This is a genomic window from Hymenobacter polaris (assembly GCF_012927305.1).
Classification (GTDB): Bacteria; Bacteroidota; Bacteroidia; order Cytophagales; family Hymenobacteraceae; genus Hymenobacter; species Hymenobacter polaris.
Window position 1 is genome coordinate 1 of record NZ_JABBGH010000007.1, and the last position, 13290, is coordinate 13290.

A 13290-nucleotide genomic window follows, 5' to 3' on the forward strand; every position below is an offset into this window, starting at 1 on the left:
TGTCTTGCCCGCGTCCACCCTTGCACCCTTCCCGACCTGGAAGCAGCGGGGCAATCCGCGTCCACTGCGCGTCCGTCAACAGGTATTCCATACCCAAACATACCCTAGACTGTTAACACCTCCTAGTTACGCAGTAGAGATGCTTCGGCAAGCTCAGCATGACCGCCTGTTTACACAAATTCCTTACTCCACTACCACCCACGGCTGGCCGGCCCTAGGGGCGCGCAGCTCGCCAAAACTGCTGATGTTCAGGCCATGACGGGCGAAAACGGCCTGCGCTGCCGCTTCGGCCGGGCCCGGCTCGACGCACACCAGCAGGCCGCCCGAAGTTTGGGGGTCGCAGAGGTAGTCGCGCTGCTCGTCGGTGAGGGGGCCAATCTTGTGGCCGTAGCTTTGGAAGTTGCGCCCCGTGCCGCCGGGCACGCAGCCCTGCGCGAGATAGCGCTCGGCCTGGGGCAGGCGCGGCACGTCGTAGTAGTTGATAACGGCCTGCAAATCACTACCCTCGCACACTTCGGCCAGGTGGCCCAGCAAGCCGAAGCCCGTTACGTCGGTCATAGCCCGGATGCCAGCGATTTCGCCCAGCTCGGCCCCGATTTTGTTGAGCTGGCGCATTTGGGCGGGGGCCACGTCGGCATCTTCGGGGCGCAGCAGGCCGCGCTTTTGGGCCGTCGTGAGCATGCCTACCCCTAGGGGCTTGGTGAGGTAGAGGCGGCAGCCGGCCGTGGCGGTGTCGTTGCGCTTGAGGTTTTGCTCGCTCACTAGGCCCGTCACGGCCAGCCCGAAAATAGGCTCGGGCGCGTCGATGCTATGGCCGCCGGCCAGCGGAATACCGGCCTCGGCGCACACGGCGCGGGCGCCTTCCGTTACGCGCGCGGCCACTTCGGGCGCCAGCTTGTCGATGGGCCAGCCCAGCACCGCAATAGCCAGCAGCGGCCGGCCGCCCATGGCGTACACGTCGGAAATGGCGTTGGCCGAGGCGATGCGCCCGAAGTCGTAGGGGTCATCGACGATGGGCATGAAGAAATCGGTGGTGCTGATGACGCACTGCCCGGCTTGGCCCGGCAGGCGATATACGGCTGCGTCGTCACGCGAGCCGTTGCCCACCAGTAGGTCGTCGTACTGGGGCTGCGGCAGGCTGCTGTGCAGGATTTTGTCGAGCACGGCGGGCGCGATTTTGCAGCCGCAGCCCGCGCCGTGGCTGTACTGGGTGAGGCGGATAGGTTCGGGGAGCGTCATTAGTTTGCTGGATGGCCTTGTTCTGGAAGTTACCGCTGAGGTACGCGGTGGTTTTCGCTGAGGTACGCGGAGGGCAACGAAAAAAAGCTTGCTTAATAGCTCCAGGCAGCGCGCTGCAGCACTACGCGGTAGCCGTCGGGGTCTTCGAAGGTGAGGCCCTGCTGGTCCCAATACGGGTTGTGGGCCGGCACGGGCGCGTAGCCGGCCGCTTGCAGCCGCGCCACGGCGGCTTGCCAGGCGGCAGCTTCGGGCAGGTAAAAGACGAGCAGGTTTTCGGGCGTCGGGGCGGGCGGCACCGCGTGGCCCGCCTGCGCCGTAAACTCTAGGTGGTACGGCGCCTGCGGGTGCCCCACCATCAGCCCGTCGAAGCCGCCGTGCCCAGTGAAGCTATACAGCTCGCTGAGCCCTAGGCCCTCGACGTAGAAATGGCGCAGCGCAGCCAGGTTATTGGTGGGCCGGGCCACCCGCAGCTTGGGGGTCATAAGAGATTTGGTCGGGGGTTGGCAGGTGGTCGGCCGCCGCCAGCACCAAGGCCGCGTTAGCGGCGGCCTCGGTGCCCAGGGCCGGCACCCGGGTGGCGGGGCGCCCTTCCAAGCCGTGGAGGTAGGTTTTGTCGTAGTAGGCTAGCACCAGCTCCACCATGCGGGGCGTGTCGTCTTCGGCAATGGCGGCCAGGGCTTCTTTGGTCACCAGGCCCCCTAGGCGCTTGCGCAGGCGCAGCACGGCCGCTGCCAGCTCGCCGGCGTCGTGGCGGCCGTAGTCGGCGGCTAGGTATTGCACGCGGGCTTCCCTAGGTACTTCCAGCACCAGCAAAGGGGCGGCCCGCAACTGCTCGAACAGCCCGCCGGGCACCGCCAGTCGGCCGATGGTACGGCTCTCGTCTTCTACCCACACGGGCTGGCCGGGGGGCAGGGCGGCCAGGGCGGCGGCCAGGTTGTTCTCGAACTGCTCCTGGGTGGGCTGCGGCAGTTGGCCCAGCCCCCCAAACGACGAGCCCTGGTGGTGGGCCAGCCCTTCCAGGTCGAGCACCGGCCGGCCGACGGCGGCCAGGGCGTGCAGCACGGTGGTTTTGCCGCTGCCGGTGGCGCCGCCCAGCACCCGCAGCGGGCGCGGGCGGGCTATTTCTTCCAGCACCCAGCGGCGGTAGTCCTTGTAGCCTTTGTCGAGCAGGTGCACCTCGAAGCCGCCCAGCTCCAATAGCCACTGCACGGCGCCGCTGCGCATGCCGCCGCGCCAGCAGTGCAGGCGCACCCGGCGGCCGGGGGCCAGCTTCTGGGTGCGCTCGACCATGCCCCGCAGCTTGGGCCCAAAAAAATCGAGGCCCAGCAGCACCGCTTTCTCCGGGTTTATTTGCTTGTAAGTGGTGCCAATGCGGGCGCGTTCCTCGTCGCTAAACAGCGGCAAACTGAGCGCGCCCGGCACGTGGCCCTGGGCGTACTCGGCCGGGGCGCGCACGTCGAGGATGGGGCCGTAGTCGGCGGTGGCCAGGAAATCGGGTGGGGCGAGGCGGGGCAAGGAGAACTTAAATTAAGTGGGTAGCCATAAAGGAACAACAGCGCAGCCGGCATTTTGGCGCCGCCGAAACCAAAACGGGCTCGAAGCAGACCCAGGAGCCCCTAGGGCCCGCCGCTGGCCGGCGCCGGTTCAGGCATCAACTGATGGCGTCAGCCAGCCCCCTGGCCGGCCGGGCCTGGTGCTTGAAGTACGCATAAAAGGGCAGGCTGGTGGCCATCAAGCCCAGGCCCAGCAGCGACTCTTTGGGCTGGGTGAGCAGCGTGTGGAGCAGCAGGGCCAGGGCAAAAAGCAGCAGCGCCACTTGCAGCACCGGGTAGCCGCGCACTGGGCCGGGCAGCCGCCCCTGCCGCTTCAGCTTGAGAACGGCCGCCGCCGTGAGACCGTGAAAAAGGAAGGTGGCGAAGATGACTAGATTTGTTAGCTGCTCAAACGTGCCCGTGACGACCAGCAGCGCGCTCCAGCCCAGCGTGCACAGCAGGGCCACGGCGGGCGTGCGGTAGCGCGGATGCACCACCGCGGCCCGCGCGAAGAAAAACCGCTCCTGCGCCATGCGAAAATAAATGCGGCTGTGCGAGAGCAGCACCGCGTTGAGCGTGCCCAGCACGCTCACTATGATGAGGACGGTGACGCCCACCTGGCCCCAGCGGCCTAGGGCCGCTCCAGCCACCACGGCCGCCCCAATCTCGTTGGGGCCCACCGCCGCGAGCTGTGCCAGGAGCAGCACGCGCAAATAGGCGTAGTTGACCAGCACGTAGAGCCCAATGGCAATGCCGACGCCGGCAATAATGGCCCGGGGCACGTTGCGCGCCGGGTCTTTCATTTCTCCGGTCACGAACGTTAAATCCACCCAGCCATCGTAAGCCCAGAAAATGCTGAGTAGCGCGCTGAAGAACGCGCTCCAAAAAACCGGTTGGCTGGCCGCCACCGGCGCGGCGCTGGCCGGAGGCGCTGCCGGGGCGGGCGCTACGGCTAGCAGCCCCATCCCTATCAATAGTAGCAAGCCCAGAATTTTGGCCGAGGTAAACAGGTTGCTAAACCACCCGCCGGCCACCACGCCCCGGTAGTTCACCCCCGTTAGCAGGCATATGGTGCCCAGCGCCAGCAGCTTAACCCCCGAATCGGCGAACGGGTACACGACCTCCCCCAGCGAAACGTGCGCCCAGGCCTGCAGCGGGTTGGGCAGCGGCAGCAGGCTAGCCACGGTTTGGGCGACAATGAACCCTAGGGCCGCCACCGACGCCGAACCGATGATGGTGAAATCGGTCCAGCCAAAGAGGAAGGAGGCAAAGTTGCCGAAGGACAGCCGCAGGTACTCATACACGCCGCCCGACTCTTCGGTGAGCGCCGCCAGGGCCGCCAGGTTGAAGGCCCCGCCCATGGTGATGAGCCCCGCCACCACCCAGGCCGCCAAAATCCACTCCTCGCTCAGGCCCGTTTGCGCCAGCGGCACTATTTTCTTAAACACGCCCGACCCAATAATGACGCCGGCCACGAGCAGCGTGCCCGTGCCCACGCCCAGCGACCGGGCGAGGCGGGGGCCGGCGGCGGCCTTTTCGGTGCTTGAACTGTCCATATAGAAGGCCGGGCTTTGGGTGGTGGCAGTTGGATGCCGCGCTAAACTAACGGCGCCAACTGCTTGGGCCACGCGTTACCTTTTCGGCCTAGGCCGTAAGTTTGCGCCCAACTACGCGGCTTGGTGCGCCGGGCTTCCGGCCGCACCTGCCCCGCTTGCGCTAATGCTGACAGCTTTCCTCGTTCTTTTCCCGTTGGTGGCGGCGCTGCTGCTGCACTTTGCCAAAGGGCCCGCCGCCCGCACCCTGGCCCTGGGAGCCGCCTTTCTGGAACTGGCCGCCGCCGTTTTCGCGGCCATCACCTACTCCCAAAACAACCATGCGGCCACCCTGGGCCTGCAGCTGTCCTGGATTCCGTCGGCCGGCATCACCTTCCACCTGGGGATGGACGGCTTGAGCCTCTGCCTGGTGCTGCTCACGTGCTTTCTGGTGCCCATCGTGCTGGCCACCGCCTTCCGGCACGAGGAGTACGAAAACCCCGGCGCGTTCTACGCCCTGGTGCTGTTTATGCAAACCGGCCTCCTAGGGGTGTTCACCTCGCTCGACGCCTTTTTGTTTTACTTCTTCTGGGAAGTCGCTCTTATCCCGATTTACTTCCTGGCCGGCGCCTGGAGCCGCGCCGAGCGCCGCATCCAAATCACGTTTAAGTTCTTCTTGTACACCATCGTGGGCTCGCTGTTTATGCTGGCCGGCTTCGTGTACCTGTACCTGCAAACCGGGCCCGCCGCTGGTTCGCTGGCCGCGCACTCCGCCGACCTAGGGGCCTTTATGAGCCTCAAGCTCAGCGCGTCCGAGCAAAGCTGGGTGTTCTGGCTCATCTTCGCCGCCTTCGCCGTGAAGATGCCCATCTTCCCCTTCCACACCTGGCAGCCCGACACGTACACCGAGTCGCCGGCGCCGGCTACTATGCTGCTTTCGGGCATCATGCTCAAGATGGGCATCTACGGCTGCCTGCGCTGGCTGCTGCCGGTAGTGCCCCTAGGCACCTCGCAGTGGCAAAAGCTCATCATGGTGCTGGCCATTATCGGCATTGTCTACGGGGCCATCATCGCCATTCGGCAGCGCGATATGAAGCGCCTCATCGCCTACTCCTCGCTCTCGCACGTGGGCCTAATGGCAGCCGGCGTGTTCTCGCTCAAAATTACCGGCCTGCAAGGCGTAGTGGTGCAAATGCTGGCCCACGGCGTCAACGTGGTGGGTATGTTTCTGGTGGCCGACGCCATTGAGCGCCGCACCGGCTCGCGCTACTTGCCTGACCTAGGGGGCCTCACCCGCCGCACGCCGCTGCTCAGCGTGGTGTTCCTCGTAATGCTGCTGAGCACCGTGGCGCTGCCCCTCACCGGCGGCTTCGTGGGCGAGTTCCTGCTGCTGATGGGCGTGTACCAGTACAGCGCCTGGGCGGGCGCCGTAGCGGGCCTCACCATCATCTTCTCGGCCGTGTACTTGCTGCGCTTGTTTCAGCGCACCATGCTCGGGCCCGATTCGACCTACTCCGATACCATGACCGACCTCAGCGGTAAGGAGTTGTTCATGTTCGTGCCGCTGGTACTGGCCGTGTTCTGGCTGGGCCTCTACCCGGCCACCTTCCTGCACTTCTCCGAGCCCGCCATCAACCAGATTCTGCTGCTGGCTACGCGGTAGATTTTCTTAGCTGTTGGCTACTAGCTGCTAGCTAGTAGCTTTTCAGTACAAGTTGAAAGCAAAGGCAACCGCTGGTAATGGCGTTGCTGACTAAGGTAAAAAGCTAACAGCTAGCAGCTAATAGCTAACAGCTAAACAGTATGCTCCCCATCGTCCTCCTGTCCATCTACGGCATCCTAAACCTGTTTTTAGGATTCCTGCGCTCCAACCGCCTGCTGCTCACGCTCATGCTGGTGGTGCTGGCGCTCATCTTCGGCGTCAATCTGCTCGACTGGAACCACGCGGGCAGCCTCAGCGGCATGCTGGCCTCGCCCTACGTGGCCGACATGCTCACGGTCGATAACTACTCGGTAGCGTTCAGCGGCATCGTACTGCTCACGGCCCTGGTGCTGCTGCCCTTCTCGCGCTCCTACGTGCGCCTGGGCGAGCCCAACCTGGCTGAGTACTACTCGCTGCTGCTGTTTTCGCTGGTAGGCGCCATCATGATGATTGGCTACAACCACCTGCTCATGCTGTTTGTGGGCATTGAGGTGCTGAGCATCAGCATGTACGTGCTGGCGGGCTCCGACAAGCGCAACGTGCGCTCCAACGAGGCGGCCCTCAAGTACTTCCTGCAAGGCTCGTTTGCCACTGGCATCCTGCTCTTCGGCCTAGCCCTGCTCTACGGCGCCACCGGCACCTTCCGCCTCGCCGAAATGGCCCAGGCCATTGCCTCCCCCACCAACGCCAGCCTGCAGCCCATGCTTTACATTGGTGTGCTGCTCATGCTCATCGGCATTGGCTTCAAGGTATCGGCCGCGCCCTTCCACTTCTGGACGCCCGACGTGTACGAAGGTGCTCCCACCTTCTTCACCGCCTTTATGAGCACGGTGGTGAAAACGGCCGGTTTCGCCGCGTTCCTCAAGCTGCTAGTGGTGGCGCTGCCCGCCGCCAGCCCCGTGTGGCTGCCCACTATCGTGGCCATGTGCGTGCTCACGCTGCTGCTCGGCAACGTTAGCGCCACCTTCCAAACCAGCGCCAAGCGCATGCTGGCTTATTCCAGCGTCAGCCACGCTGGCTACCTGCTGCTGGGCCTTGTGGCCGGGCGCGGGCAGCTCAGCGGCCCCGCCGCCCAGGGCATCTTCTTCTACAGCCTGGCTTACTCGGTGGCCACGGTGGCCGCCTTCGGCGTGCTGAAGCTGGTGGCCGACCAGCGCCAGCGCGAAGACTACGCGGGCTTGGCGGGCCTGGCCCGTACCAATCCGCTGCTGGCCTTTGCTTTCACGGTGGCTATGCTCTCGCTGGCCGGCATTCCGCTCACGGGGGGCTTTTTTGGCAAGTTTTTCCTCTTCACCGCCGTAGCAAGCCAGGGCTACATTGGCTTGGTCGTGTTTGCCGTGGTCATGAGCATGGTGGGCATCTACTACTACCTGCGGCCGGTTATTGCCATGTATTTTAGCCCCGCTGAGCCCGGCACCGCCCCCATCGAAGTTGATAGCTTCCAGTCGGTTACGCTAGTCGTGCTAGTGCTCCTAACTCTGGCGCTCGGTATTCTGCCCGGCTTGGTCAGCGGCTTGCTGTAGCTGGCGCTAGCTTCCTTAGGCCCCTTGCTACCAAGAAAGGCCGGCGCACAGCGCCGGCCTTTCCTATTTATAGCTACTGCTCGCGCCTCTCTTCAAGTCCCTTACCGCTGCGTAGCTACCCTAGGGCCGGTTGCGCCTCCTCTTGAATCGCGGGCGGCGTGGGGTTATAGCTCGCCGTGGCCGTAGCCTGCTCGGCCGAGCGCTTGCCCCGGTCGTCCTTCATCTGCTTACGGGTGAAGGGCCGGATAATCAGGCGCAGCGCCTGATTGGTGCTGAAGTAGCTGAAGGCCCAGTCCACCAGCGCCACCACCTTGTTGCGGAAGCCCACTAGCAGGATGAGGTGAATGAATAGCCACGTCAGCCACCCCAGGAAGCCGCGGTAGTGAATGCCCTTCGGCAAGTCTACCACCGCCTTGTTGCGGCTCACAATCGCCATCACGCCCTTGTTGAAGTAGCTAAACTCCTTGGGCGCTTCCTGGCGCAGCAGCCGCTGAATGTTTTCAGCCAGCAAATCGGCCTGCTGCAGCGCCACCGGGGCCAGCATCGGCAGGCCCTTGGGCATCTCGTCGGTCACCATCTGAGCCAAGTCGCCGATGGCGAAGATATTCTGCTGGCCCTCCACCAGGTTCCACTTGTTCACGTTCACGCGCTTATTGTGCGCCACGGCCGCGTCGGGCAGGCCCGGCACTACGGCGCCGTTCACGCCGGCTGCCCATATCAGGGTAGCCGTCGGAATGTAGTCATTATCTGAGTAGTACGCCTTGTCATCCTCGTAGTGCTTGATGGCGGTGTTCAGCTTCACCTGCACCCCTAGGGCCTCCAAATACTCCTTGGCATCAGCCTGCGATGCCTGCGACATCGGCCCCAGTAGCGCGCCGGCCGCCTCCACAATAAAGATTTGCATCTGCTGAAAATCCAGCTCCGGGTAGTCTTTCGGCAGCACCTTATTGCGCATCTCGGCCAGTGAGCCGCTGATTTCCACGCCCGTGGGCCCGCCGCCCACTACCACAATGTTCAGCAGTGCCTGCTTGCGCACGGCATCGTCCTCCAGCAAAGCCTGCTCCAGGTTCTGGAAGATGTAGCTCCGCACGTTCAAAGCGTTTGGAATACTCTTAATTTGCATCGCATTTTCCTCGATACTCTTGATGCCGAAGAAGTTGGTGAGCGAGCCTGTCGCCAGCACCAGGTAGTCGTAGCGAATGTCGCCCACGTTGGTGCTAATCAGGTTTTGCTGCGGGTCCAGGCCCCGCACGTCGGCCATGCGGTAGAAGAAATTTTGCTGCCCTTCAAATATCTTCCGAATCGGGTACGCAATACTGTCAGCCTCCAGCGCCCCCGTCGCCACCTGGTATAGCAGCGGCTGAAAGTTGTGGTAGTTATTGCGGTCGACCACTACTACCTGCACCGGCGCGTCGGCTAGTTTTTGGGCCAGGCGCAGGCCCCCAAAGCCGCAGCCCACTATCACCACCCGCGGCTTACCCGAAACTGGAATATTTGTATCCATACCAAAAGCAAAAAGCGGCTGAGTTGCCGCTTTCGCTTTACCCCAAAACCCAGTGGCAGGTTATTGCCGCGCCAGGCTAGTCGTCATCATCTTTCCGCTTAAACTCCCCGTTTTTCACCTGCTTCACTAGCTGCAGCCAGCTGAAGGGGTTCAGCAACGGGTTGTTGCTGTAGGGATTAGGCGCGACGCCCATGCGCCGGTCGTAGTCATACTGCTGCTGGGCCATCGTCTGGCGGTAATTCGCCATTGGCCCCACCGGCGTGGCATTAAAGATGCGCCGCATCATCTGCTCGTTCAGGTTGTCGGTAGTGGCTGTGCCCCGCTCATCAGGCAGTTTGAGGGCTAGGAAAGCGCGCTTAAAATCCCGCTCGGTCGCGTAAGGAAATACGCGCACTTCGGGCAATACCGTAGCATCCTCCTTCAAGTTAATAAGCACCGAAAAGCTCTGGCGCTGGTAGTCGGCCGGAATAACAATACTCTGGTTGCGGTAGCCCAGCGACCGAAATATGATGCTGTCGCCGGCTAGTACTGGCATCGAAAAGTAGCCGTAAACGTTGGAAACGGTACCGCGCCCAGCCTTGGGCACGTAGATGGAGGCGCCGGGCACGCCCAGCAGGCTATCGCCGCTCGCCACAATGCCCGTAAACTGAATTACCCGGCGGCTACCCTGGGCCTGAGCGTGGGGCGCAGCTAGCCAGCCAGCTAGCAAAATCAGGCTTAAAAGCGCCAAAAAACGACTTTTATTCACGGCATGAGCGAGGCCCGGTAGCCCCTTAGCAAAGATACGAAAATGCCCGCCCCAGCGGCCGTACTTTTGAGCCAGCTTCGCCACGGTAAAGGTTCTCAACGTCAGATGCGCTTAAAACATTTCTCGGTTGCATTTGGCCAGCAAGTTTTTAAGGCCCTAGGCGACGAAAGCCGCGTGCGCCTGCTGCATCTGCTGTGGCGCAACAAGGAAATGGTGGTCGGCGACTTAGAGCAAGTGCTTGATTTCACGCAAACAAAAACCTCGCGTCAGCTGGCTTACCTTAAAAATGCGGGCCTAGTGGGCGTGCGTCGCCTCGACAACTGGATGTTTTACTTTCTGAAGGAGGAAACCGCCGACTTTCTTCAGCAGTTACTAACGCTCATGGAGCGTGACCAGCAGCTGGTGCGCGACCAGCAGGTGTACCAAACCCTGTGGTCGAACCGCGAGCTGGCCGCCTATAAAATTCAAAACCGCCGCTGGCTGCCTCCTACGCAGCCCGCTTAATGCCAGTTAGCTATGCCGCAGCGCCGTTTATTCGTGTGTACCAATCAAAAGTCCGGCGTCGGAGAAGACGTGGTGAAAGCCCTCAAAAAGGAGTTGAAAGCGCAGGGCGTTAAAAAAATCTTCTTCAGCGGCGAGAAAGTCAGCACCCGCATCCAGACTTGCAACTGCCTCGACCTTTGCAAGCACTGTAAAAAAGGGTCTGGCGCCGCCCTTATCGTGTATCCGGAAGGCGAAGTATACGGCGACGTGCGCCCCAAAGACGCGGCTGCCCTCGTGCAGCACCTGGCCGGCGGCCCCGCCCTACCCGACCTGTTGCTAAAGGACGAGTAACCTAGCTTATGAAAGTCTACCGTCATCTTTTCTTCGACCTCGACCACACGCTCTGGGATTTCGAAACCAACGCTACCGAAACACTACACCAGCTGTTTCACGACTACGAGCTAGCGCGCCACGGCACCTTCACGCTGCCTCAGTTCACGGCTCGCTACAACGAGGTCAACCACGCGCTTTGGCGCCTGTACCAGGCTAACAAAATCGGCCAGCAGCAGCTGCGTGACATTCGCTTTGTGCGCACGCTTACTAAGCTCGGCGTGGCCGAGGCCGACCTGCCCGCCGATATCTCAGCCCGCTTCACGAGCATTCTACCGCACAAGTCGGCTGTTTTTCCGCATACCCACGAGGCACTCAACTACTTGAAAAGCAAGGGCTACCACTTGCATCTCATTACCAACGGCTTCGAGGACGTGCAGCACATCAAGCTGGCCTCATCCAAGCTAACCGATTACTTCGAGGAAGTTATTACTTCCGAAACCAGCGGCTGCCTCAAGCCCGACCCGCGCATGTTTGCCCACGCGCTAGAGCGCACGGAGGCTACGGCAGCCGAAAGCCTCATGATTGGTGACAACCTCGAATGCGATGTCCTAGGGGCCTATAACGCGGGTATTGACCAAGTCTACTTCAATCCCGGTAAGCGCCGTCATTTCGTTCAAACAACTTACGAAATCAGCAGCCTCGATGAGTTGCGCACGTTCCTCTAATTTACTTTCTTCCCTTACATGTCCAACGCTTTTTTTCGCGTCCCCGAGCCTCTCAACGAACCCGTAAAGGGCTACGCGCCTGGTTCTCCCGAGCGCGCCGAATTAAAAAAAGCCCTCGCTGACCTTAAAAGCCAGCAGGTAGATATCCCGATGTACATCGGTGCCGAGCAGGTGCGCACCGGCCGCACCATTCGCCTAGCTCCGCCCCACGACCACCAGCATACCCTAGGGCATTTCCACGAAGGCGACGCTCAGCATGTTACCCAAGCCATCGACGCGGCGCTAGCTGCCCGCCCTGCTTGGAGCGCCCTACCTTGGCAAGAGCGTGCGGCCATTTTTCTGAAAGCCGCCGACTTGCTTGCTGGCCCCTACCGCGCCCGCCTCAACGCGGCCACGATGCTTGGCCAAAGCAAAAATGCCTTTCAAGCTGAAATCGACGCTGCTTGCGAGCTTATCGACTTCCTGCGCTTCAACGCGTATTTCATGCAGGAAATCTACCGCCAGCAGCCTCAATCGGCACCTGGCATGTGGAACCGCTTAGAGTACCGAGCGCTCGAGGGTTTCGTATTTGCTCTCACCCCTTTCAACTTCACTTCCATCGCCGGCAATCTACCCACCAGCGCCGCCATTATGGGCAATGTAGTTGTCTGGAAGCCAGCCTACACCCAAGTGTACTCTGCCCAAGTACTCATGGAGCTTTTCCTGGAAGCAGGATTGCCCACCGGTGTTATCAATCTAATTTACGTTGACGGTCCCGTAGCTGGCGACATCATATTTAAGCATCGCGACTTTGCCGGCATTCACTTCACCGGCTCTACCAAGGTATTCCAAACCATCTGGCAGGAGATTGGACAAAACATTCACCGCTACCGCAGCTACCCCCGCATCGTAGGTGAAACCGGCGGCAAGGACTTTATTCTGGCCCACCCGTCCGCTCACGCCAAAGCGGTTAGCACTGCTATCACGCGCGGTGCCTTCGAGTTTCAAGGCCAAAAGTGTTCTGCCGCCTCTCGTGTCTATCTCCCTAGCAATCTAGCCGACGAAATTCTTGAGCACGTCAAGCAAGACCTAGCCAGCATCAACATGGGTGATGTTGAGAACTTCAACAATTTCGTTAATGCTGTCATCGACGAGCGCAGTTTCGACAAGCTAGCCCGCTATATTGACGGTGCCCATCAGTCGCCCGACGCCGAAATAATTGCCGGTGGCACCTACGACAAATCTAAAGGTTACTTCATCGCTCCTACTATTATCCTAGCCAAGGACCCTAGGTACACTACTATGTGCGACGAGCTATTCGGCCCAGTCGTCACGGTTTACACATACGAAGCAGACAAGTTTGAGCAAACCCTAGATTTAGTTGACCAAACTTCTCCTTACGCCCTAACTGGCGCTATCTTTTCACAAGACCGATACTCAATCGACTTAGCTACCCAGCGTTTGGTAAATGCAGCTGGCAATTTCTATATTAATGATAAGCCTACCGGCGCAGTAGTCGGCCAGCAGCCATTCGGTGGTGCCCGTGCCTCCGGCACCAATGATAAGGCCGGTTCTCACCTTAACTTGCTACGTTGGACTTCTGCCCGCGCCATCAAAGAAACATTCAATCCACCTACTGCCTACCCTTATCCTTTTATGGGCGCCGAGCCCAAAGAAGATTTAAACTTAGATAAAGGCGGGTTCTGATACGAACTGATGATACTAAAAAGGCCCATTGCGCTATGCAATGGGCCTTTTTAGTTATAACTGATTATCATAGCAATCCGCTCATAAGCTATTGCTGTGTTAATTCGAAAAAGCAAAAACCCAGACGCTGATGAAAGCATCTGGGTTTACAATAAAGTTGGCGGCGACCGACTCTCCCACCGGTGAAGGCAGTACCATAGGCGCACCGGGGCTTAACGGCTCTGTTCGGAATGGGAAGAGGTGAACACCCGGGCTAAAGCCACCATTGCTGGCGTTGATTACG

Annotated in this window: 12 protein-coding genes and 1 rRNA gene; 6 read left to right on the top strand and 7 right to left on the bottom strand. The window is 60.9% G+C overall.

Annotation, left to right across the window (positions count from 1 at the left end):
• Positions 1–183: 183 nt before the first annotated feature.
• From selD to HHL22_RS23550, 4 genes are all read right to left on the bottom strand, one after another.
• A complete protein-coding gene (gene selD, locus HHL22_RS23535; RefSeq protein ID WP_169533892.1) occupies positions 184–1239 on the bottom strand; it encodes a selenide, water dikinase SelD in 1056 nt (351 codons plus the stop codon).
• A gap of 92 nt (positions 1240–1331) precedes the next feature.
• Positions 1332–1721 (bottom strand): VOC family protein, encoded by a 390-nt coding sequence (locus HHL22_RS23540; RefSeq protein ID WP_169533893.1) that lies wholly within the window; start codon positions 1719–1721, stop codon positions 1332–1334.
• A complete protein-coding gene (gene mnmH, locus HHL22_RS23545) occupies positions 1684–2754 on the bottom strand; it encodes a tRNA 2-selenouridine(34) synthase MnmH (RefSeq protein WP_169533894.1) in 1071 nt (356 codons plus the stop codon). The genes HHL22_RS23540 and mnmH overlap by 38 nt, the downstream gene beginning before the upstream one ends.
• Positions 2755–2890: 136 nt before the next feature.
• Positions 2891–4327 carry an APC family permease gene (locus HHL22_RS23550; protein WP_169533895.1) on the bottom strand — a complete coding sequence of 479 codons (1437 nt, stop codon included), beginning with the start codon at positions 4325–4327 and terminating at the stop codon, positions 2891–2893.
• Positions 4328–4490: 163 nt separating this feature from the next.
• Here HHL22_RS23550 and HHL22_RS23555 point away from each other — a divergent pair, with 163 nt between their 5' ends.
• Entirely contained in the window at positions 4491–5966 is a 1476-nt protein-coding gene (locus HHL22_RS23555) for a complex I subunit 4 family protein (RefSeq protein WP_169533896.1), read from the top strand.
• A 140-nt stretch (positions 5967–6106) separates the two neighbouring features.
• Complete coding sequence (locus tag HHL22_RS23560; protein WP_169533897.1) at positions 6107–7528, top strand: NADH-quinone oxidoreductase subunit N; 1422 nt, start codon at positions 6107–6109, stop codon at positions 7526–7528.
• Positions 7529–7643: 115 nt separating this feature from the next.
• Here the strand turns inward: HHL22_RS23560 and HHL22_RS23565 are convergent, their stop codons facing one another.
• Together HHL22_RS23565 and HHL22_RS23570 are read right to left on the bottom strand one after the other, a co-directional pair.
• Positions 7644–9032 carry an NAD(P)/FAD-dependent oxidoreductase gene (locus HHL22_RS23565; protein WP_169533898.1) on the bottom strand — a complete coding sequence of 463 codons (1389 nt, stop codon included), beginning with the start codon at positions 9030–9032 and terminating at the stop codon, positions 7644–7646.
• A 76-nt stretch (positions 9033–9108) separates the two neighbouring features.
• The gene (locus tag HHL22_RS23570) at positions 9109–9780 is read right to left on the bottom strand and encodes a carboxypeptidase-like regulatory domain-containing protein (protein WP_169533899.1); all 672 of its coding nucleotides are present in this window, start codon (positions 9778–9780) and stop codon (positions 9109–9111) included.
• A gap of 105 nt (positions 9781–9885) precedes the next feature.
• Between HHL22_RS23570 and HHL22_RS23575 the strand changes: the two genes are divergently transcribed.
• Genes HHL22_RS23575 through pruA form a run of 4 tightly spaced genes read left to right on the top strand, consistent with a single transcriptional unit; the run spans position 9886 to position 13007 of the window.
• Positions 9886–10284, top strand: a complete 399-nt coding sequence (locus HHL22_RS23575) for an ArsR/SmtB family transcription factor (RefSeq protein ID WP_169533900.1) — start codon at positions 9886–9888, stop codon at positions 10282–10284.
• 12 nt (positions 10285–10296) lie between these two features.
• Positions 10297–10614, top strand: coding sequence for a (2Fe-2S) ferredoxin domain-containing protein (locus HHL22_RS23580; protein ID WP_169533901.1), 318 nt, complete (start codon positions 10297–10299; stop codon positions 10612–10614).
• Positions 10615–10622: 8 nt separating this feature from the next.
• Positions 10623–11321: a YjjG family noncanonical pyrimidine nucleotidase gene (locus HHL22_RS23585; RefSeq protein ID WP_169533902.1), complete on the top strand. Its 699-nt coding sequence runs from the start codon at positions 10623–10625 to the stop codon at positions 11319–11321.
• A gap of 18 nt (positions 11322–11339) precedes the next feature.
• Positions 11340–13007 carry an L-glutamate gamma-semialdehyde dehydrogenase gene (gene pruA / locus HHL22_RS23590; RefSeq protein WP_169533903.1) on the top strand — a complete coding sequence of 556 codons (1668 nt, stop codon included), beginning with the start codon at positions 11340–11342 and terminating at the stop codon, positions 13005–13007.
• Between the two features lie 155 nt (positions 13008–13162).
• Here the strand turns inward: pruA and rrf are convergent.
• Positions 13163–13274: ribosomal RNA gene (rrf, locus tag HHL22_RS23595) — 5S ribosomal RNA — on the bottom strand.
• Between the last annotated feature and the right edge of the window lie 16 nt (positions 13275–13290).

What these genes read in the sequence shown, in the direction of transcription:
- selD (WP_169533892.1), bottom strand. Translation starts at nt 1,239, where the DNA reads ATGACGCTCCCCGAACCTATCCGCCTCACCCAGTACAGCCACGGCGCG.
- HHL22_RS23540 (WP_169533893.1), bottom strand. Translation starts at nt 1,721, where the DNA reads ATGACCCCCAAGCTGCGGGTGGCCCGGCCCACCAATAACCTGGCTGCG.
- HHL22_RS23550 (WP_169533895.1), bottom strand. Translation starts at nt 4,327, where the DNA reads ATGGACAGTTCAAGCACCGAAAAGGCCGCCGCCGGCCCCCGCCTCGCC.
- HHL22_RS23555 (WP_169533896.1), top strand. Translation starts at nt 4,491, where the DNA reads ATGCTGACAGCTTTCCTCGTTCTTTTCCCGTTGGTGGCGGCGCTGCTG.
- HHL22_RS23560 (WP_169533897.1), top strand. Translation starts at nt 6,107, where the DNA reads ATGCTCCCCATCGTCCTCCTGTCCATCTACGGCATCCTAAACCTGTTT.
- HHL22_RS23565 (WP_169533898.1), bottom strand. Translation starts at nt 9,032, where the DNA reads ATGGATACAAATATTCCAGTTTCGGGTAAGCCGCGGGTGGTGATAGTG.
- HHL22_RS23575 (WP_169533900.1), top strand. Translation starts at nt 9,886, where the DNA reads ATGCGCTTAAAACATTTCTCGGTTGCATTTGGCCAGCAAGTTTTTAAG.
- HHL22_RS23580 (WP_169533901.1), top strand. Translation starts at nt 10,297, where the DNA reads ATGCCGCAGCGCCGTTTATTCGTGTGTACCAATCAAAAGTCCGGCGTC.
- HHL22_RS23585 (WP_169533902.1), top strand. Translation starts at nt 10,623, where the DNA reads ATGAAAGTCTACCGTCATCTTTTCTTCGACCTCGACCACACGCTCTGG.
- pruA (WP_169533903.1), top strand. Translation starts at nt 11,340, where the DNA reads ATGTCCAACGCTTTTTTTCGCGTCCCCGAGCCTCTCAACGAACCCGTA.